Raw genomic sequence first — 20,470 nt, 5'->3', positions numbered from 1 at the left:
GTAAGGTTAATATGAAATGGAAATGGTCATTTAGAAAATTAATGTGTGAGCAACTAAAACAACAACTAAAACCTTTTGATAATATCACCATACCGGCGGAAGGGTGGATTAAAACAATAAGGCAAGCAATGGGGATGACAGCGTTACAATTAGCAAAAAGAAGTAATCTTAGCAGACCAAGAATTTTACGTATAGAAAAAGATGAAACGTTAAAACATGTGACATTAAGCACTTTAGAGAAGGTAGCAGAAGGGCTCGGTTGTAGAGTAGTATATGCTTTAGTCCCGCAAAAAGACTTATTAACTGCAATAGATCAGCAAGCAGAACAATATATTACAAATCAATTGCACTCTATATCTCATTCTATGTTACTCGAAGATCAGAAAGTACTTGATAATATGCAGAAAAAGCAAAAAGAAATTCTTAAAGAAGAAGTACTAAAAAATAATATAAAAGACATTTGGCAATGAAATTTGATTACCCAGAGGGGGCGACTCCTTTAAATGCTGATGAGGTTCATAACCTAATACCTAGACATTTAACAACTCAACATGAATTAAATGAATGGGAACAATTTAATATTGTACAGGCAGAACAGTGGCTTTTTAGACGAAAAAGGAAGGATATATATTCATTAGAATTTGCCCAAAAGCTTCATCACAAGATGTTTGATCAAACTTGGAAATGGGCAGGTGAATTCAGGAAAACACAGACAAATATAGGTGTACATAGTGTATATATCGCACAGGAATTAAAAAAGCTGTTTGGAGATGTTTGTTATTGGAAAGATCACAATGTGTATTCCATACGCGAGATCGCTGTAAGATTACATCATAGGTTAGTGTTCATTCATCCTTTTCCCAATGGTAACGGAAGGTTCTCGAGGTTATTTGCAGATTTTGTAGCAATTAGCAATAATCAACCGCGATTTGGTTGGGGTAAGGGTTCACTAACGCAAGATGGTGTAGTTAGAAAACTATATATAGAAGCACTAAAAGAAGCTGATAATTTTGATTATAAAAAACTTATAGAATTTGCAGATAGTTAGGAAAATAGGTACTAAAATGTTAGATGATTACACCAGAGGCGGACAAATATTCATCCATAAAGTAAGGATGTTTAGGCAGGTTATTGGAGTGTCAACATTTTGGTCTTTTGTCATTGCAGCTTTGTTAGTCGTTTTCTTAACTCTGCCACAATATAAAGCAATTAATATATTTGCTGCTAAAACATATATGCGAGCATCTTTTGTAGATTTTATTTGGGATATTACACCTAAAATATCTGAAGATTCAAAGAGACGTAAGCCAAGGATCGATATATATGATCTATCTATAGATAAGGCATCAAGGAGTGTTAAAGTCACAACTATCTTAAATACGCCAAAATACAAGCAAGCCTATATGATGCTTAAAGATTATATAGCAAGTATCCTTTTCCTTGCTGCAGGTAGTACAGTCTTTTTAGTGTTTCTAGTGTTTATGATATGGAGCAAGTTTGGTAAGACTGCAAGGGCAACAAAGCATATCAGCGGCAGCACAATTAAAACCGCCTCAGAAGTAAGAAAATATCTCAAAAAACATAATTTAATAGGTAAGTTTCACATCGGTGACATGCCTTTAATCAAGAACACAGAAACTAGACATTTCTTAGTTACAGGTAGTACTGGTAGCGGTAAAACGAATCTCATTAATACATTACTGCCCCAAGTAAGAGATGCAAAACATCCAGCTATCGTAGTAGATCAGACCGGCGAGATGATAGAGCAATATTATGATCCAAATAGAGGCGATATCATATTTAATCCATTAGATGCTCGTTCTCATTCATGGGACTTTTGGCAAGATGCAACATCTAATAACGTAGCAATAGGCGAGGTAGATCCAAGACTTGAGAAATTTGCTAAAGTTCTTTTTTCTTTCGATAAACGGAGTACTGGAGGTGGCAATGATCAGTTTTGGCAAAATAGTAGTGAGATACTATTTACCTCATGTGTTGAGAGTTTAATCAAGAAAGATTGCCGTACTATTACTGCTCTTAAAAAGATACTTACTAAAGTAAATAGGCAGGATTTAGCAAATTTACTACAAGGGACAAGAGCAGCTAGATATTTTTCCAAAAATAATACTACTACTGCAGAATCTATTTTGTCTGTCATGACTACCTCGGTAAGACCAATTTGTCTGCTGCAAGATAGCAAGCAGCAATTTTCTTTAAAGCAGTATTTTCAAAATATTGAAAAAGGTAGTAATAGCTGGCTTTTCTTATCGAGTAGTCCGTCGCAACGGGAAGTGACTTTACCGCTGCTTGCCTGCATCTTAGAACTTGCAGTCTCTTATTTAATCGAGTCAGGCATTAACGAGCAAAGACGTATATGGTTTGTAATAGATGAGCTGGCAAGTCTTGGTCGGCTTAATTCTCTTTCAACATTACTTGCAGAATCACGTAAATATGGTGGTTGCGTGATGGCAGCCACCCAGTCTTTAAACCAACTCTTTGACAAATATGGTCATTATGCAGGCAGTACTTTGTTTGATCAGTTTGCTACTAAATTCATGTTTAGAAGTACCGATCCAAGTACTGCTCGTTTAATTACTGATATATTTGGCAATATGGAGTATGCATCGCAGCAAAAAAAATACCTCATATGGAGCTCACGAACATAGAGACGGCGTCTCATATACAGAGCAAGAAAAAAGAAAATCCTTAATCACAACAAATGATATAGCAAGCCTTAAGGATCTAGAATGTTTTGTAGGTCTTCCTGAACCCCAAATACGGATAACAAAGCTACAACTTACACCAGCACAAGTAGAACGCAAAAACAAAGGCTATATTCCTTTGTCGTTGTCTGAAGAAGCGGCATTAGAGCAAGCATTAAAAGAAAAAGTACCAAGCCATGATAGCGATACTGAAAATACCCCACTAGGTTCTATGGCAAGTACAGATCACGATATTAATGATGATATTAATGAAATATCTGATGCAGAGTCAGAAGCAGAACTAGAGGATACACGCCCAAGAAAAATCGTTTTCAAATTAACCTGAAACTTCAATATTAACACTAAAAATGAGGAATCAATATGAAAAAAGAATCAAATAATCAAAACCAAGATTTAGAAGAAAAACAAAATATATTAGAGATATCGGAAAATACTAGCAATGCAACCAATAGTGCAGAATCATCACAATTAGCCACTCCTCTCAATGTAGAACCGAGTATTGATGACGACGCAGTGAACAAATTAAAGAATCAATTGAGTTTTTCTACTAAAGCACTGGAAAAGCAGCAGCAAGAATTGAGCAAAGTGTTATCTAGTAGCGCAGAACAACTTAATGATGCAGTCAAAACGTTTGACAAAACTATTACTGCCCAAAAAAATCAGTATGAGATACTACAAAATGAAGTTGGAGTTTTAACTGTATTACCGGAAAAAACAAAAGAAGCAGTAACAAATATCATACCGGATGTTGCAAAAGAACTGGATAAAATCCAAAAAGAATATACAAAATCATTGCATGACTCATATAGTACTATCATCAGTGGCTACGCAGAGGAAATACAGAAATACAAAACAGAAATAGATCAAGTAAGTCACGGTTTAACATCTCATATCACAAAACATATAAGTTCAGTAGATCAAAAACTAGATGAATATAGTAAAAAACTATCTGCTAGTGCTGCTTATGTTGTCGAGTGCAGTAATTATTCTTTTTTAAAGAATATGTGCCTAGTGGTGTTATTTTCGGCAATAGTAGCAGGAGGTACTGCATATTTAGTAACTACTAAATTTCCAAGATATTTGACTGTCACAGGAGCAAATAACGTTACAATACAAGATTGTGATGTCAGTGTTTTGGGAAAAGCTAAAGATCCTGACAATCTGATGGATAAAATGACAAAAAAGAAATAGATTTAAAAGACTCGCAAAACTGATATAATGGTTATTAATTTAGGATTAAAATATATTATGAAACATAAATTATATAAAACTTTTCTTACGGTAGCATTTGTATTATTTTCATTCCAAACAATTGCTGGTAAGAATCAAGCTGCTCTAGAAAAGCAGGGTGATTCCTCATACATTAATATATCTGTTACTGAACAAATGGATGTACAGGAAGATTTACTAATATCCAGTATACGTATAGAAGAGGAGGGCGTAGATCCAAAATCTGTACAAAATGCGGTTAATCTTTCAATGGCGGCAGCAATAAAAATAGCCAAACAACCGGATATTAACGTCTCTACAGGACAATATAATATATATCAATATGATGAAGAACAAAATACCAGTAATAAAGAGAAACGGTTAAAGAAAAAGAAGTGGCGTGGCAGTCAAGTATTATCATTACAAAGTAGAACACCTGAAGCATTATTATCAGTAATCGGACAATTACAAAATGAAGGCTTATTAATACAAAATCTGAATTATACATTATCTAATGATAAGAGAGATGCTATAAGAAACTCTATGATTGAATCTGCTATTGCAAAACTAAAGCAACAAGCTACGAGAGTTGCAAAAGCTCTTGGTCAAGAATATAGTAGATTTACTATGATAAATATTGATACTAGATTAGGTGCGCGACCTCCAATAGCGATGTACAGAAATGCAGCACCTGCTTTAGGTATGATGTCTGACGCCGCTGTGATACCATCTGCAGAGCCGGGTACAAGCACAGTATCGATCACTGTATCCGCAACTGCATTGCTTAAATAGAGTAATGCAATTTATCTAATACTAAATTAGAATACATTGTAGAATATTAAATAAATCAAGAAGAACATGCGTCAAATTAGTTTCATTTTGCTCACAAGCATTTTATGCATATCATGCAATACCACAAGAATTGTTAAAATCCTTGAAATTAATAAATCTGCATTTCAATATGAATCTATAGATTATCAATGTGAAAATGGCAGAAATTTAAATGTACAGTATTTGAATAATGATATTAATAATATTGCATTAATAAACTTAGATAATAATGTCATTATATTCAGCAATGTTGTTGCAGGTAGTGGCGTACGTTATGCTGCACAACAATATATATGGCATACAAAAATTGATTATGGTATTCTAAGTGATGAGATATCTAATACTAATTTAGTATGTCATCAACAGAAGTTAAAAACTAATAAGTAGATATAACCATTAGTGAAACAGCGATAATAGTGCATTAATACACCATTGCATATATCTTGCAATAATATTATCTCCTGTTAAAGGTAAAAACACTATAATATACAATAATATACCAGAACAAAACCAAGTGAGTTTCTGTGCAAACTCTTGATTCTTATGAATAATACTGCTCATATAGAGGATGCTACCATCTAATGGAGGTATAGGGATTAAGTTAAAGAAACACAGTACTAAGTTCACTACTAATATATATCCCAGTATATTATTGAAATAAGTTATAGAGTAAACCTGAAATATTCTAAGAATCAAAAAGATTAATGCAGCTAATAAGAAATTAGATAAAGGTCCAGCAAGACCTACAAGTATCATATCGCGTTTAGGTTTTTTGAAATATACAGGATTGTAAAGGACTGGTTTTGCAAATCCGAACATCGGCATACCAGTCAGGTATAGTCCTATTGGTAGTAATATACCGATTAATGAGATGTGTTTTAATGGGTTAGGAGAGAATCTACCCATATTTTTAGCTGTTGGATCACCAAGGTAATAAGCAGTGTGTGCATGAGCTATTTCATGTATTACCAACGAAAACACAAAAATAGCAACATAAACAAAAAAATTTAAGATATTCATAGTTATATAGTAGTTCAGACTTGCTTAAGTCATTCTGAAGTCTCGAATGTAAAAGCAAGTAGTAATATTAGTTACAAGAAAAGACGTGAGGAATTAAATGAGCTAGTAAAGCGTCATATAGAAGTGAAGAAGCAAGCTCACAAGAACAAAGGATAACGTTTATAGGATCTAAACGGATTATTGAGAGCCTGAAAGCTTATTAATTTCCTGAATCGATATCCCTGTAACTTTAGAGATAAAAGCGATATCGGAGCCAGCATTAAGCATATTTTTAGCTACTTCATATTTCCCTTTAGCTTCTCCAATCTGCATGCCTTGAGCAATACCTTCATCAATATATTTATCAGCAATAGTTCTCATAAGTCCCTCTTGTTCTTCCTTTTTTAAGTGTTTTGCTATGATCTTAGCTAACTCTACTTGTTTATCTTCAGATACCTTAGCATCACTATACCATAATAACCACTTAATGTAAATGTAGCCATTTTCCTTATCTATTTCAATACTACTTTCAAACTTCTCAAGTAGACTTTGCCATAGATTTAAGATATCACGAGCCTTGATATGTTTAAGCATATACTCCATCATACCAAGATGCTTATTTTGTTCTATCTCATTATCACTTTGTTTTTGTAAGTCTACAAGTAAATACTCGCCGCCCATCATTTCCTTAGCAGTCTTGCAATCTTCAAATAACTCCCAAAAGCTCCTTGGAGCATTATAAGGCTTATCATTTGCATATACTACTATAGGACATATTAGCGGGAGCTTATTATCTTTTTCTTCTGCACTATTACTTTTATTTTTATTGGTGTCCTTATGCCTTTCGCATAACAGCAGCATATATTGCCAAAGTCTAAAGGCAATCCAGTAATCGCTACTAGATTGATGCTCTATAAGCACGTATACGTACGCTTTGTCATTATTAGCGCTTTCAGCAGTACTATCTTTAATATTATCATTTTTTAAAGAAACAGAGTACACGACATCGCTGAGTCTCTTTCTTAAAGTCTTCAGTAACAAAACTTTCCTTTTCTATTTTGACACTATTTAAGTTAATTTTATTCTTAAATGTCACTGGCAAATAATGCTCTAGAAACTCACGAGCAGCTACAGGCTCGCTCATGACCTTTTTAAATAGCTCATTTAGTAATACATCCTAATACTACAGTATTATTACCATATTTATTATTAATTTTATCTAAACATTCTGTCAGAGATGTATTTCTTTTTTTCTGTTTATCCTCCATCATATCTCCAAAACTTAACTGATTATCAAGCTCTGTTAAACTTGTAAGAGCAATAGATATTTATGCGGTAATAATTTATTATTATTTTCTATATAAGGATTTATTAGATCCTGCCATCCTTGAACAAATATTTTAGAAATCGATATATTATCCGATAACTTTGCTACCTTAATACTTTTCTTTAACGTTTGCCTATCTGTAGTTTGAATAGTTATTATAATTCGTGACGCTTGAAGCTTTTTTGCTCTTAATCTATAAGTCGCTTTCTGTAATAAACTTAAAGCCACTATTCGGGCTGATTCAACATTACGTAAGTTTGGAGCAAGTACCTGACTATGACCTATTGTATTACTTGCTGTACTCTCATTAGATAAATCATAACCACGCAATAAATACCATAGCTTTGCACCAACAATACTACCCCATTTTTTCTTGAGTTCTTGTTGTGAGCACTTGTATAACTGCCCAATTGTTTGGATTCCATAACCTCGAAGTCTACTATATGTACTTTTGCCTACTCCTGGTAGATCATTCAGATGTAACCCCAACAATCTCTCCGGTATATCTTCGGGACATATTACTACTAAACCATTTGGTTTTTGCATATTAGACGCTATTTTTGCTAAATAGCGGTTAGGAGCTATACCTATCGAACATCCTATACATTCACCAACATTACTTCTGATCGATTGTTTTATCAGGTTTGCTATATTAATAGCATTACCCTGATTACATAACTCTCCTGTAAGTCTGCATGCTGCCTCATCGATTGATAATATCTTATCTACATGTAAATGTTTCTCTACCTCTGCAAATATGGCTTTATGATATTTTGTATATTCCTCATGTTTAGATACAACGCACACTAGCTCAGGATATATCCTTTTTGCCTCAAATATTTTAGTGCCAGTACTAATACCAAGTTTCTTTGCTTCATAACTGACAGCAATAGCACTGGTACTATCAGACAGATTAGCTACTACTGCTATGGGCTTACCTCTAAGCGTATGATCTAATTGTTGCTCTATTGTTGCAAAATAACTATTCATATCTATATAGAGCCAATTTAATCGCTCCACTTTAGGTAAATTAATCATATTAAGTACATACTTAATTTTATACTACACTTCACAAAAACTGATGGTACCGCAAATCCTTAAAATCTCATCGTCATTGTATGTTCTAACTCTCTTTCTAGACGTAGCTCTTTAACTTCTGCCTTTACCTTTGCAAAGGTGGTAGCTATTTGCTTCTCATCTACAAAGCTAGGCATATTATTTTGCATCTCATGCTTCATATATTTAAGCGGGCATGTATATTTCTTAGTGCCTACCATTACATGCTCATCATCTAATAGCTGTTTAATATTCTCATTATGATGATTCATATAATGTTTCTCACATGTTTTACTTAAATTCTTAAGCGCGTTTCGACTATCATTAGAGTTAAATTGATTGAGTATATCTTGATCATTTAATATACCATGTTTCTTAGCATATACTACCATATTATGCATATTTGTAATTAGCGTGTCTTGCTCTATAGTCTTAGCATTTGAGATCGCAGATAATATACTACTATCATACTTCTCTGCATATTTAAGCTTGCCATCAAGAGACTTAAAGAACTCATGCTCACGGCTAATTGCAGTTAACATTTCATCGGTAGTTTTGGCATCTACTTTATCTTGTCTGATCTGCTGATGCTGAGTTTCTAACTGATGACGCTCTAAACTGCTATCAAAATGCTTATAAGTCTCTTCTAAGTCCTTACTATCTTTCAGCTCTGCTAATATGTCTTGCGTACTAAGCACACCATGCTGTTCTACTGCTGCTACTACATCTTTTAATTTAGGTAAAAGTTCTTGTTCCTTGTATTCAAGAGCTTGTCCCACTAGATCCACAAATTTATAATTAAATGTTGTATATTTAATATTGCCATTTTGTGCTATAAAGAACTTTTGATCCTTCTCTAAAGCTACAAATATTTCGGCTACTGTTTTTGCTGCCAATATCTCATGTTTGATTTGCTCCGTATGTGTTACTAAGGTCTTGCGTTCTGTTTCCTTTCAATATCGGCGAGTCTTGTCTGTTCTAGGCGTTTTTGACGCTCCGCATAAACCTTATGGCTAGTAGCAACTTGCTCGTATGATCTTTGCTCCCAAGCTTTAAGCGTGCAATGTTCTTCATATACTGAATTTGCAATCTTGTTTTTGTCAGTAGCATCTAGTGCGTATCTATTACTATACTCTGAGATAGTGCTATACAAATCTCGTGCTATCTCTTTGTGGTGACTATAAGGTAAATCATTGATATTCATGCCAAGCTGAGCTGAATGTAGGATAGATACATCACGCACTATATTTTTGTATAACGTTACTTTTTCGTGTGATTTGCCAAAGTTTTTTACCATCAGTTCCAAATAATCTCTGTATACTGCATTTGTACCTGCGATACCGCTATATTCTAGTGCTTTTTTCTCATATAGATTTTGTGTATCATCTATTAACTTAGCTCTTCGCTCTATAGTTTCAATATCAGGAGTATTATTGCTACTTAAACCCTTGATACTGCCACTTAAACGCTCGTCACGCATCGCAAGACTAGTTAATATATCTTGATACATTGGTGAGTCATATTTTAAATAGTCATGTGCAACTCCTCCCTTGCCTGTTGCCTCTAAATATTTAACATCATTACTTGATTCTTCTGAACTAAAGAAAGTAGCAGCTTTAAACTCATTAGCACTTAAGCTTGTGATTTTCTTAAGCTTAACTATCTTGCCTTTAAATACTTCCTGCCAAATATTACGCTCAACTAACTGCTGCGAAGCATCTGAAGCATTAGTACTCTGTAGTACGTTCTGTATTTGCTGAATATCTAAATGAGCAGCTCTTACATTTTCAATTGCCTCTTTAACATTTGCAATTGTCATACCATCAGGCAATTTGTCTGCTAAATCCCATTTCTCAGGCAATAAGTCTTTGTGTATGCTACCATTAAACTTCAATTGAGCCGGATCAACAATACTGACAAAACCTATATGATCATTTGCTTTGTTTAGCTTATCTTTAATCACCTCTGCAGCTTTAAAGCCTGGCTGATCATTTTATCGGGCCATATTATTACATCCCGCCACTGAAGCTGACTCCAATTGACTCTATCTGCAGCGTTACTGCCGCCCATCCACGATACTACAGCGTAATCAGGAAGTATTTTAGATGCAGCTAAAGCGGCTTTTTCCCCCTCTACTATCAATATAGGTTTACTGCAGGTAGCAGCTTTCTCTATGCCAAAGATAGGTTTATCACCTTTATCAGTAAATCCTTTACAACGCCAACTATACTCTTCTTTTGCAGCATTGTAGCAGTAGGTGACAGGTAGCGTTTGTTTCTTTCCGTCTTCTTTGCCTACAAAACGCACTACATAGCCAAGTAACTTGTCATCAGCATCTTTGTAAGCGTATACCGCCTCTAATGTGTTATGCTGCATCATGCCTTTTAGATGCTTATTTGGATCAAAGATATCCGCATTATTGATTTTGTCTTGAGCAACTATCCACTGATTTGCCATTTGGAGCTTGTCTTGCTCTACCCCTTGTTCTTTATTGGCTCTACTAGATGCAAGATGAGCACGGTAATCATAACTATTTGATTCTGTCCTTAGCTGTGCAAGTTCAGCAACAATCTCAAGTGATTGACGTTTGCTAACGCTTGCTCCTTCTTGTACAAAACCAAAGATATTACCGCCCTTCCCGCTGCTGTGACGTATCCACGTACCTTTGCTTAGATTCATGCTAAGACTTCCCATACTAATCTCAGAGCCGCTTCTCTTTATAGCTCCTACACCGCCTCTAATAGATGCCGCATATTGCCTAAATATTCTCTCTATATCGCTACTGGTCAGAGCGTTCTGTACCTTGTCAAAACGAAGTACCGGCTCTTTTGTGCGAGTAGGCTCTCTTCTACGACTCGTACCTTCGCCAGTATTTGACAGGGTATTAGTTTTAGAATTAGTGATTACGGATTGTACATCCTCTTGTTCTACTACTGCTCTATCCGGTTCATTAATCCTTGTATATTGCTCATTTTGGTTATTATAGTACTCGCAAAGCAAATCCTGTACTTCATCACTCTCAATTAAAGACTTGAAGCTGTTAATATTTAAGCCGCTACCTGCCTGCATTGTCTTTAAACTACCTAAGAACTTCTCTTCTGCTTTACTTGCTTTTAAAGAGGCAAGAACATTTAACTCTTCTTGCAGAACTACGATTTTCTGCTCTTGCTCTTTTATTAAATCATTATCCTTAATTTCACTGAGCCTTGCCATACTATCCTCATATTTTAGAAGCTGCTGCCCTAGTTTACCTACCTGCTCTATAGATTTACGACGGCTAGAGCTTACTCCAAATATCATGCCAATACCGATGCCAGCGAGCTTGCCAAGCATTGATGGATTAGACTGAACACGTGAGATTAATTCTTTTACATCTATATTAGAGTTAGCTGCTTTAACTGCCTCCCACTTCGCGATGATTTCTTCTCCTTCCTGCTCGTAAATACGTCCTAAATAATGAGGAAATAATGTTTGAACAAAATTACCGGTAACTTGTTCCTCTTGCTTAAGATCACTTAAAACCTTCTGACCTTCAGCTAAACCACATCTTTTAAGCTCTATTAATTCTTTATTATCCCAATTATAGTTATCAATACCGGCAATATAGCTATTTACTAAGCTCATTAGCTTGCTATTTGTTAAGGCACTAGAATCATGCTGGTCATTACTTATTACATCCCTTGCAAGCTTAATAAGACTTATGTATGAACTACAGCTATTTAAACTACTATGCGTAGATATGTCCTTTAGATAATATTTATATGTGTCATAGCCGGCATGTTTGCGTAGCGTCTCATAGTTAATATTTAATTGGATAGTCCTCTCGCCCATTAATACAGAGCTACTGTTCAGATTAATATTTTCTTGAATTAGTGCAAGCCTAGTTGATATTCTTCCGGCTATTTCCTCTAATTTCTCTTCGTGCTTTACCGATTGCTCTTGTACTATCGCAATCTGCTCTTCTAACTGAGTTTTCCGCTCCTCTAACTTGCTAAAATTCTTCTCTCTTATTAAGGATCTAGCTTCTACTTTGTTCTCAGCTATTAATTTGCTGATATCTCTCTTTTCAAGAATTAAACGCTTAAATTCATCTGCATTCTCAGTATCAATTACGCTAGAGTAGCTATCACAAATAACTGAAGCATAATCTCTTAAAACATCTTTTTCTAATTTTAGTTCCTCAAAAATCTCTTTAAGATTTTCGTAAGGCTGCTCGTTTAAACAAATAGCGATGATTTTGCTTTGATGTTTGCTATCAAGCTCCTTGAAGTTAATGCACGCCTTACCATCAATATATGTGATACCTTTTGTTGCTTTTGGCTCTAGGCTATCTTGTTTACTGCTGTGTACATTCTCTGATTTTTCCTCTTTTGCTTCTTTTAAAATATTTTCAATAACGTATTTAAAGCTATCCTCGCTAGTGCTAAGAGCAATACTGTATGGATCAATCTTTAAATCTTTGATGTTTAAATCTAATTCAAAATCAATAGCAGCACTTGTATCGTCTAATTTGATACTCTTTAAATTAGTAGCCTGACTTAGAATTTTGCTATGTAATCTTGTAATATTACCAGTAGCCTCGATATCTCTCTTCCATTCACGCATCTTACCGTGGCACTCAAAGACTCGTGATCTTGCTTCTAAATACTCCTTGATGATTACCTTATTACCATCTAATGTGCCACCCTTGCCATAGTCTATTGCAAAGCTATTATTTGCTCTTCTGCTAACTGCAAGCGTTAAGCCAATTAGCCAGTTAGGTATTTCTTCCTTTACTTGAACTGTATATTCTTTCCCTGCAGAATTAATACGCGTCTCATCTCGCATCTTATAGCTGTTAATCTTAAACTGATTCCTAACTTTCTCTACGTCACTATCAAGACGCTGATACACTATATTTTCTAACTCTTTAGCGGACGCATGAAGCTTAACTTCCTGTCTATGATGTGACATTAATACTAAAAATGCCTCATAACCAATAGAGCGGTCAAAATATACATGCATGCGGTCCACCGTCTCGCCTTGCAATTTGTAACCAGTTAATGCGTATCCGTGATTTAGCTTAATCCTTCGCTTATTATTTGCAGCGTCACAATATTTATTATATCCTTTGATCCATCTGCCTTATTTACTAATATTTTAAGTAATCCGTCGCCATCACTCTCGCCTTTACTACTCGCACCACCACTAAACGATTTAACCGAAGGCTTGATTGACAATATTGTTCCAACTTCTCCATTACTAATACCGTATCTCAAACTATTCTCTTCAAATACAACCTGATCGCCTTTCATCAGCGGTAGCATTCTGCCACCACTGTTAATTAATACTTCAGCTCCCTTTAACACTCCGCTATGCTTGAGCTCCGATCTTACACTGCTGTTAAATTCAGCTACCTTCTCATTCGTATACGCTCCAATTGCTATACTTCTAATAGCTATTAAATCATCTCGTTTAAGACTCTCCATCTGCTCAGTATATTCTTTAGCAAATGATGCAACTAAGCTAGTTTTAGCCTCTTCTTCGTTATCCTTGATGTTAAAGACATCTAGTTTTCTATATATCTCGATAGCTTCCTGCATTGCAAAGCGTCCCATAGCTCTCGTCGCCTGCCTATACTCTTCTCTTTCCTGTCTTCTAACTTCGGTGAGCTTAACTCCTCCTGCAATTTTACGAGCTTTGTTGAACGCTCCAGTCATGCCAACAGCTGTAAACTGGTTATTATCTCCAACAAGTACTAGCTTTGCCTTAGCCCTTAGAGCCTCATGGGCTAAATAGTCCATATTAGCAAGCTCTATCATGCTTGCCTCATCAACGATCAATACAGTTTTACTATCAAGCACATCAGAACGTAAAAAGTTCAATACAGAGTCACAACCAATAGATTTTAAATATTCCTCCTCCTCATAATATTTACTGCTTAAATCTATTTTAAAGTCTCCTCCTCTTGATTCTTCTATTTTCTTACGAAGCAAACTCGTATTATCGGCGATGATGCCAGCATTACGACTTAAGACCTTAGCAGATACACTGCTTGGACCAGTACCTACTACCTTAAAGCCAGCTACTTTGTACTGACGCACTATCTCTCTCATCACGAAAGTCTTACCAGCTCCAGGATTTCCTTCAAGTACGCTAATATCAGAGCCATTACAGACCGATAAGATCGCTTCTATCTGCTCAGTCTTGAAACCTAAACCACTTCCTATCTTATCATTAAATTTATTTTGTAGGTTTGCTCCTACTACATTTACTAAGTCACCTATTTGTTCTTTAAGACTGTTTCTCTCTCCAATAGTGCTATCTAAAATATTCAGCTTATGTTCGCCCCGAACATTTAACTCCTCTATAGCAGACACATAACGACGTTCTAAATTTACTCTTGATTTTAAGGAATACAGGGTTCTTCCCATCAAATCTTTCTGATCCATCAACTCTATCTTGTCAGATACAAGTAGCTGATTGTAAAGTCTTAAAAACTCCTCTCCATATTCCTTGTTTAAGTGTTCGATGGCTGGGTTATTAGTGCTACTAGCTACTGGATTATTACTTACGCTTTTTGATGCATTTTCACTACTGTCTTGCTCCTGAATGAGCCCTTTACCAAACTCTCTAATAGCCTCGTGCTCCTTCGCAATATCACTGCTTTTTGATACTAAATGCACCATTAAAGCATCTGATAATGCTATAGCAATATCCTCTTTAGTAAACACTGGCTTTGTATATGAAATACGACCAAATACTATTTCAGGATTCTCATATATCTTCTTTGCATTCTCAGCTATGATCTCTTTGTTTTTTGCCTCAAGCTCCGTAGCCTTCATATAATGAGCAGGCCCTTTATGACGCATCGGTTTTTGATCTATGCCAAGTGTCTTATATGACTTAGCAGTTATCCTAAAAGGCAAACCTGCTTCCTCATATACTTTGTTAATTTCGACCTCGCATTGATTTCTAAAATCATACATTGCCTTAATAGTAAATAGATCTCTTGCTTTAACCTTACTAAGTATTACTTTGCCATTCTCTAAACGCTCCAATCTTCTTGTTAAATGCTGTAAATGCATATGTGGATTATTCAAATTATCGTAGTGAATATTAACATCGCATACTATACCTCGTGCTACTAAATTCTTGTTTACATATTCTTCTACTAATTTAATATTTTCTTCCCTACTAACTTCACGCGGCAAAGCAAAACAAATTTTTCAGCAGTTCTAGAATCATCCCTTGTTTCTCTTGCTTCTGCCGTGTTCCATAGTGTGCTACTAAAGGGTTTTAAGGGGGGCTGACTGCCCCATTAAATGATCCCCCGTAATATCTGTAAAAGAAATGTGTTTAATACTTGTTTTTGTTTGACTGTATACCTTTTTTGTTGGTATACTGATTTAGTATTAAATATCAAAGATTGGATTAAATTTTTAAAGTATGAGGAATAATGGCAACTAAGGCTTTAGGTACAGCTACCAAACTTGCTAATTTACAGCAACTTAAAAAAGAACGTATTGCTAAAATAGAAGCACAACTAGCAAACCAACAAACTCAGTTGCTTCAGAAGCGTAAGGAAGAATTGTTCAACATCTTTAAAGCATGTAATGCTCTGACCATTGACGATAGATTGCTAATAGGATTTCTAAAGTTTGTAAAAAATGTTGATAATAAAAATCATCCTTTTTTAAATGAATTAAAAGAGGTGCATAAGAAATCTAAGATGCCCAGTAAACCACAATCAGGAAACGTCAAAACTGATTAAATTAATTACAAAAAAATTATGGTATACTCGTATGCAATTACAAAAAGCAATTACTTTTGATCGTAAATCTGACGCTAGAAAAAAGATTATGCTAGGCGGATTATTTGTTAAAGCAGGTCTTGATTATTTACACCCTGATAATGCTCATATTCTTTACGGAATGCTGCTTGATTGTAAAGAACAATTAATTATTAATCCGAAGATTATAGATAAGTGGAAAAGTAAAGGTAGAGAATTGTTAATCTCGAAATATTAAATTATAATTGATGGAGCTTTAGTATAAAATATTTAAATACAATAATGAAGGGTTTTAGTGTATGTACATAAGATATTATCAATATTATTGTTATTATTCGCATGTAATAACACTGAAAATAACATGCAAGTTAATACTCCTTTCCAAGTAGCAATTGATGCGATGGGTAAGGATTTTCAAATTGAAATTAGCAATCTGAATATATCGCAAGAATTATCCGCTATTGGATCCCCTAATTCAGCAAAAGTAACTATAGAACAATTTAGCTTATTGGATGATTCAATCAGTGCAATAAAAGACATTTTTGTTCTTTCTTTTGATCATGGTCAATGGATAATACAAGAGAGAAATACTTTATATAAATGTTATCATGGTAGGGAGCTTAATGCATTTTCTTCTGCACTTTGTAAATAGTAAGTTATAGGAACAATATTATGTTTACTCAAAATAATTTATACTAAATATATTATTAATATTTAACCTTATGTACTGGCTTCTTTTAATATTAGCAGTACTTTTTGAAGTGGCTCTTGCTATTTCATTAAAATATTCTGATGGCTTTACAAAACTTAAACCAACTCTCCTGTTTATTTTCTTTGGAGCATTAAGTTTTATGTGCCTTTCAAAAACTCTAAATAAAATCCCTATAGGTACAGCATATGCTGTGTGGACTGGTATTGGTGCTGCTGGTACTGCAATATTGGGTATATTTATCTTTAATGAACCAATATCTATATTACGATTATTCTTCATTACAATTTTAATAATATCAATAATTGGACTTAAATTCTCTTAAGGTTACTATCATTATGACTATTAATAATACTGATATACTGCATAATCAGAAATCTAATACAAGCAATTATTATGAATATTATATTATGATTGTAGGTATACTTGGACAATCTATGCATTATATACAAGCATATAAAATATTCTCAACTCAATCTGCTGAGGATATTTCATTACCAGCATATCTTATTTGCTTATTTTTGCTTATTAACTGGTTAATTTATGGTGTGCTTAAAAAAGCAAAAGCTCTTATTTACGCTGAAATACTAGGTATGGTTGGATGCTCTGCTATTATTATAGGTACTTATCTTTATAACTAATTGACATGGCTTATTATTGGATTAAAGACCATAAATATTATAGATTAACTACTCAAGACAATCTCTTTGGTACTACTGATCTTATATGTAACTGGGGCACTTTGTACTCTAATCAAGGCAATTATAAGGTGATTCATTGCACTACCCAGCATGAAATAGATACGCATATTAAACGTATCGTTAGGATAAGGAAATCAAGAGGTTATATCCTCATACATACAAATATATTATAAATACTTAGTAATAGATAAGAATGCACTATAGAAAAAAATACCTCACTTTGATCACCTGGATTGTAGCACTCGTAGCGATTGGATCGATTATTGGTTCTTTAACTATAGCAGAAATTAGCACTTGGTACAGTACCTTAAATCGTTCACCTCTGACACCGCCAAATTATGTATTTCCAGTCGTGTGGAATATTTTGTACAGTGCCATTGGGGCTTGCGGGTGGGTAATTTGGCGTACTACGACGTTTCCAGTACTGAATACTATCAAAACTTTGTATGTAACGCAGCTTGTTTTAAACTGGAGCTGGACCCCTTTGTTTTTTTACTTTCACCTGATCAAAACTTCTCTTCTGATTTTGATTTCCATGGATATTATAGTTGGTATGCTAATTTTGCTAGCTTATCCAAAAATAAAAACAGTATCTCTTCTTATGATTCCATACTTACTATGGATTCTAATAGCCACATATTTAAATTTGTATATATGGCAGTATAATTGATTCATATATGGCTCTGTTGTCTTCTATTGCCAAGTGGAGTGAATATAAATAGCATAAGGAGCAAAAATTAGCAGTATGACTATACCACAAAAACTTTTGAGACATTTTAAGGTTTTTAATAAAACTATATGAATAAACAGGATGTTAATGAATATATATCCGGCATCATAGAACGTATTACTTATCATAACCCTGATAATGGATTTTGTGTATTACGTATTAAGGTAAAAGGTCATAGGGATTTAATCACCGTTACAGGTAACATACCATCTGTACTAGTAGGAGAATATATAAAATGTAGTGGTATTTGGTATAACGATAGAAATCATGGTAAACAATTTAAGGCACATTTTATTAAATCATTGCCGCCTGATACACTAGAAGGTATAGAAAAATATCTTGGCTCTGGGTTGATTAAAGGCATAGGACCATATTTTGCTAAGAAATTAGTATTAGCATTTAAAGATAGAGTGCTTGAAGTTATTGAACACGAGCCTCATCTTTTATCTACTGTTGAGGGGATAGGTAAGGTAAGAGCTAACTGTATTTGCAACAACTGGCAGGCACAAAAAGTCATTCGTGAAATAATGGTGTTTTTACAATCGCATGGCGTGGGTACTACTAGAGCCACTAGAATCTACAAAACATATGGTGATAGAGCGATTGAAATAGTGTCAAATAACCCTTATCAATTAGCTAAAGATATAAGAGGTATTGGATTTATTTCAGCAGATACCATAGCTCGTAATTTAGGTATTGATAAGAATTCTTTAATCAGAGCCAAAGCGGGGTTAACGCATACATTACTTGAAGCGACGTCAGATGGTCATTGCGGCTTGCCTAAAAAAATATTACTACAAAATATTCAAAAATTACTTGAGATAGAGTACGATATCATTGAGCAGGCTATAATAGAAGAAGTAGCGTCAAATGTATTAATAATTGATACTATTGATAACGTTGAATCTATTTTCTTAACTAGTTATTACATATATGAGAAAAACATTGCTAAAATACTAGTCAATTTAACAAAAGCTCCTGTTACTTGGGGCAAAATAGATACCGTTTCCGTTCTGCCATCAATAGAGCAAGAGTTAGGTATTACGCTTGCAACAAGTCAAAAAACGGCTATAGAAAAAGCACTGCAGCATAAGTTGATGGTTATTACGGGTGGACCAGGAACAGGGAAAACTACCTTGGTTAACTCATTACTTAGAACATTATCTACGCAGCATTTAAATATTAAACTATGTGCACCCACTGGTAGAGCAGCTAAACGCTTAAGTGAAAGTACAGGGCTCGAGGCCACCACTATACATAGATTGCTTGAAATAGACCCTGCTTACGGAGGGTTTAAACGTAATGAGGATTTACCATTACTGTGCGATTATCTAGTAATAGATGAAGCTTCAATGGTTGATATATCACTATTTCATGCATTATTAAAAGCCCTTCCACACACTTCAGCATTACTAATAGTTGGCGATGTAGATCAACTGCCTTCTATAGGTTCTGGGCAAGTATTAAAAGATATTATCAATTCTAGAGTTATACCGACGGTCAAGTTAACTGAAATATTTAGACAAGCAGCAACAAGCAATATTATTATTAATGCTCATCGCGTGAATAATGGCATCTTACCTGATCTTACGTCTCAAAAAAAAGAATCAGACTTTTATTTTATAGAGGCAGAACATGGAGAAGATATCATTAATAAAATTATTATGATGATAAGAGAGCGTATTCCAAATAAATTTAATCTTAACCCTATAAATGATATTCAATTATTATGTCCTATGCAAAGAGGAGGCGTAGGTGCTAGATCATTAAATATTGAGTTACAGAAAATACTAAATCCAAACTATAGCAATGGCATAACTAAATTTGGTCAAACCTTTGCCATTGGAGACAAGGTTATGCAGACGGAAAATAATTATGACAAGGAAGTCTATAATGGGGATATAGGGGTTATTAATAATATAAATGAGCAGGACCAAGAAGTTACAATAAACTTTTATAATCGTGATGTGGTTTATGATTATAGTGATCTTGATCAAATTACTCTAGCCTATGCTACTACGATACACAAATCTCAAGGTTCGGAATATCCAGCAGTAATAATTCCGCTAACCATGCAAAGTTATATGATGCTCAAACGCAATTTAATTTACACAGCTATTACTCGCGGCAAGAAGCTAGTTATAATAATTGGACAGAAAAAAGCATTGGCTATAGCTATTAAAGATAATAAAACTTCTTTACGTTATTCAAAGCTACAGGAATGGTTAACAACTTATTAAGTGTAGAAGTCAAGATTTAATACTTAAAGAAACTATACAGTGTCTTGGGCAAGAAGCGATAAATCGAGGCTTTTGATAATTGATAATATATTAAGATTTTTGTGCTATTGAATTTCTCCCTTCCACTACTTATATTTTTAGTGTGAAAACTTACTTAAGTGAGTTCACAAATCT

General features: G+C 34.4%; 21 protein-coding genes and 1 pseudogene. 15 read left to right on the top strand and 7 right to left on the bottom strand.

Features of this window, described 5'->3' with window-relative positions:
• Positions 1–11: 11 nt before the first annotated feature.
• From GCO76_RS07345 to GCO76_RS07315, 7 genes are all read left to right on the top strand, one after another.
• Positions 12–470 (top strand): mobile mystery protein A, encoded by a 459-nt coding sequence (locus GCO76_RS07345; protein WP_051965348.1) that lies wholly within the window; start codon positions 12–14, stop codon positions 468–470.
• The gene (locus GCO76_RS07340; RefSeq protein ID WP_032139708.1) at positions 467–1,048 is read left to right on the top strand and encodes a mobile mystery protein B; all 582 of its coding nucleotides are present in this window, start codon (positions 467–469) and stop codon (positions 1,046–1,048) included. Before GCO76_RS07345 ends, GCO76_RS07340 begins: the two co-directional genes overlap by 4 nt.
• Positions 1,035–2,666 carry a type IV secretion system DNA-binding domain-containing protein gene (locus tag GCO76_RS07335; protein ID WP_410956714.1) on the top strand — a complete coding sequence of 544 codons (1,632 nt, stop codon included), beginning with the start codon at positions 1,035–1,037 and terminating at the stop codon, positions 2,664–2,666. Before GCO76_RS07340 ends, GCO76_RS07335 begins: the two co-directional genes overlap by 14 nt.
• The gene (locus GCO76_RS07330) at positions 2,620–3,048 is read left to right on the top strand and encodes a type IV secretion system DNA-binding domain-containing protein (protein WP_410956713.1); all 429 of its coding nucleotides are present in this window, start codon (positions 2,620–2,622) and stop codon (positions 3,046–3,048) included. The genes GCO76_RS07335 and GCO76_RS07330 overlap by 47 nt, the downstream gene beginning before the upstream one ends.
• Positions 3,049–3,083: 35 nt before the next feature.
• On the top strand, positions 3,084–3,914 hold the full coding sequence (locus GCO76_RS07325; RefSeq protein WP_410956712.1) for a viral A-type inclusion protein: 831 nt from the start codon (positions 3,084–3,086) through the stop codon (positions 3,912–3,914).
• Positions 3,915–3,971: 57 nt separating this feature from the next.
• On the top strand, positions 3,972–4,724 hold the full coding sequence (locus GCO76_RS07320; protein WP_410956711.1) for an SIMPL domain-containing protein: 753 nt from the start codon (positions 3,972–3,974) through the stop codon (positions 4,722–4,724).
• Positions 4,725–4,811: 87 nt separating this feature from the next.
• Entirely contained in the window at positions 4,812–5,150 is a 339-nt protein-coding gene (locus GCO76_RS07315; RefSeq protein WP_198005292.1) for an MliC family protein, read from the top strand.
• Between the two features lie 9 nt (positions 5,151–5,159).
• Here the strand turns inward: GCO76_RS07315 and GCO76_RS07310 are convergent, their stop codons facing one another.
• The 7 genes and pseudogenes from GCO76_RS07310 to GCO76_RS07280 form a co-directional block, all read right to left on the bottom strand.
• Complete coding sequence (locus GCO76_RS07310) at positions 5,160–5,783, bottom strand: site-2 protease family protein (RefSeq protein WP_410956710.1); 624 nt, start codon at positions 5,781–5,783, stop codon at positions 5,160–5,162.
• Positions 5,784–5,960: 177 nt separating this feature from the next.
• Positions 5,961–6,906, bottom strand: a pseudogene (locus GCO76_RS07305) (Rpn family recombination-promoting nuclease/putative transposase).
• Positions 6,907–7,065: 159 nt separating this feature from the next.
• Positions 7,066–8,127, bottom strand: coding sequence for a DNA polymerase Y family protein (locus GCO76_RS07300; protein ID WP_010424140.1), 1,062 nt, complete (start codon positions 8,125–8,127; stop codon positions 7,066–7,068).
• A 59-nt stretch (positions 8,128–8,186) separates the two neighbouring features.
• The gene (locus GCO76_RS07295) at positions 8,187–9,041 is read right to left on the bottom strand and encodes a hypothetical protein (protein ID WP_410956709.1); all 855 of its coding nucleotides are present in this window, start codon (positions 9,039–9,041) and stop codon (positions 8,187–8,189) included.
• A 32-nt stretch (positions 9,042–9,073) separates the two neighbouring features.
• Positions 9,074–10,108, bottom strand: coding sequence for a hypothetical protein (locus tag GCO76_RS07290; RefSeq protein WP_410956708.1), 1,035 nt, complete (start codon positions 10,106–10,108; stop codon positions 9,074–9,076).
• Positions 10,105–13,149, bottom strand: coding sequence for a DUF6371 domain-containing protein (locus GCO76_RS07285; RefSeq protein WP_410956707.1), 3,045 nt, complete (start codon positions 13,147–13,149; stop codon positions 10,105–10,107). The genes GCO76_RS07290 and GCO76_RS07285 overlap by 4 nt, the downstream gene beginning before the upstream one ends.
• Before the next feature lie 53 nt (positions 13,150–13,202).
• Positions 13,203–15,338, bottom strand: coding sequence for an AAA family ATPase (locus tag GCO76_RS07280; RefSeq protein ID WP_410956706.1), 2,136 nt, complete (start codon positions 15,336–15,338; stop codon positions 13,203–13,205).
• A 245-nt stretch (positions 15,339–15,583) separates the two neighbouring features.
• Here GCO76_RS07280 and GCO76_RS07275 point away from each other — a divergent pair, with 245 nt between their 5' ends.
• The 8 genes from GCO76_RS07275 (at position 15,584) to recD2 (ending at position 20,296) form a co-directional block, all read left to right on the top strand.
• Entirely contained in the window at positions 15,584–15,898 is a 315-nt protein-coding gene (locus GCO76_RS07275; RefSeq protein WP_410956705.1) for a hypothetical protein, read from the top strand.
• Positions 15,899–15,929: 31 nt separating this feature from the next.
• Positions 15,930–16,154, top strand: coding sequence for a conjugal transfer protein TraD (locus GCO76_RS07270; RefSeq protein WP_032139715.1), 225 nt, complete (start codon positions 15,930–15,932; stop codon positions 16,152–16,154).
• Between the two features lie 57 nt (positions 16,155–16,211).
• Positions 16,212–16,568, top strand: coding sequence for a hypothetical protein (locus GCO76_RS07265; RefSeq protein ID WP_410956704.1), 357 nt, complete (start codon positions 16,212–16,214; stop codon positions 16,566–16,568).
• A gap of 70 nt (positions 16,569–16,638) precedes the next feature.
• Entirely contained in the window at positions 16,639–16,950 is a 312-nt protein-coding gene (locus GCO76_RS07260; protein ID WP_410956703.1) for a DMT family transporter, read from the top strand.
• Between the two features lie 13 nt (positions 16,951–16,963).
• Positions 16,964–17,266: a SemiSWEET family transporter gene (locus GCO76_RS07255; protein WP_410956702.1), complete on the top strand. Its 303-nt coding sequence runs from the start codon at positions 16,964–16,966 to the stop codon at positions 17,264–17,266.
• Positions 17,267–17,271: 5 nt separating this feature from the next.
• Positions 17,272–17,499: a WGR domain-containing protein gene (locus GCO76_RS07250; protein ID WP_010424147.1), complete on the top strand. Its 228-nt coding sequence runs from the start codon at positions 17,272–17,274 to the stop codon at positions 17,497–17,499.
• Between the two features lie 20 nt (positions 17,500–17,519).
• Positions 17,520–17,996 carry a TspO/MBR family protein gene (locus GCO76_RS07245; protein WP_408634845.1) on the top strand — a complete coding sequence of 159 codons (477 nt, stop codon included), beginning with the start codon at positions 17,520–17,522 and terminating at the stop codon, positions 17,994–17,996.
• A 128-nt stretch (positions 17,997–18,124) separates the two neighbouring features.
• Positions 18,125–20,296 carry an SF1B family DNA helicase RecD2 gene (gene recD2 / locus GCO76_RS07240; RefSeq protein WP_410956701.1) on the top strand — a complete coding sequence of 724 codons (2,172 nt, stop codon included), beginning with the start codon at positions 18,125–18,127 and terminating at the stop codon, positions 20,294–20,296.
• The last annotated feature ends 174 nt before the right edge of the window (positions 20,297–20,470 follow it).

It is taken from the genome of Rickettsia koreansis, from assembly GCF_046532895.1.
GTDB lineage: Bacteria > Pseudomonadota > Alphaproteobacteria > Rickettsiales > Rickettsiaceae > Rickettsia > Rickettsia rickettsii.
The sequence above is the reverse complement of the archived record's forward strand: the minus strand, read 5'-3'. Positions and strand labels throughout refer to the sequence as shown.